The 500-nt window shown below is 33.6% G+C and carries 2 protein-coding genes; both read left to right on the top strand.

Annotated features, from left to right (window positions below; all coding sequences use genetic code 11):
* A partial coding sequence (locus M975_RS23245; protein ID WP_209438143.1) for a hypothetical protein occupies positions 1 to 225 on the top strand: 225 nt, incomplete at its 5' end.
* Positions 226 to 273: 48 nt separating this feature from the next.
* Positions 274 to 500: hypothetical protein (locus M975_RS23240; protein ID WP_209438142.1), on the top strand; the 227-nt coding region annotated here is incomplete at its 3' end.

The following is a 500-nucleotide window of genomic DNA, read 5'->3' as shown; positions in this document are numbered from 1 at the left end:
AACGTTAGAGAACCTGTAGATAGTAGAGGCATTTCACAAAATTTAGTCGTGCATTTTAATCTATATCGAGATTATTTCAATAAGCTTTTAAATAAAGACTTCAATAGCACTAATACTTTCTTTACGGTAGAGGATAAAGAAAAAATAAAAGAAGCTTACGAAAAAGCTCATCACATCAGGGAGTACGAAATAAACCTTTATTGGTCCCGATTAAATTATCTATAAGCTATTACAGCAGTTCTCTTCACTGGTTGGGGAGTGATGCTAAATAGTATGATTAATCCTGAAGAAGGTCATTTAATCAATGGGTTACAATATTTTACTTTATTTTTCATTTCGATTTTTGGTGTGGCATTGACAACAGTTTCAAGGTTGATTACAAAAGCGGGCAAGCATTGGCAACAGGTATGGGAATATCATTTAATGGCTTTAGAACCTTTTCAATCGGGTAGCCTTTACAGATTAAAATTCAAGAGTTATCGAATCGACTTGCCTTCGAT

The sequence above is a fragment of the Buttiauxella brennerae ATCC 51605 genome, assembly GCF_001654925.1.
In the GTDB taxonomy this organism is placed as follows: domain Bacteria; phylum Pseudomonadota; class Gammaproteobacteria; order Enterobacterales; family Enterobacteriaceae; genus Buttiauxella; species Buttiauxella brennerae.
The sequence above is the reverse complement of the archived record's forward strand: the minus strand, read 5'-3'. Positions and strand labels throughout refer to the sequence as shown.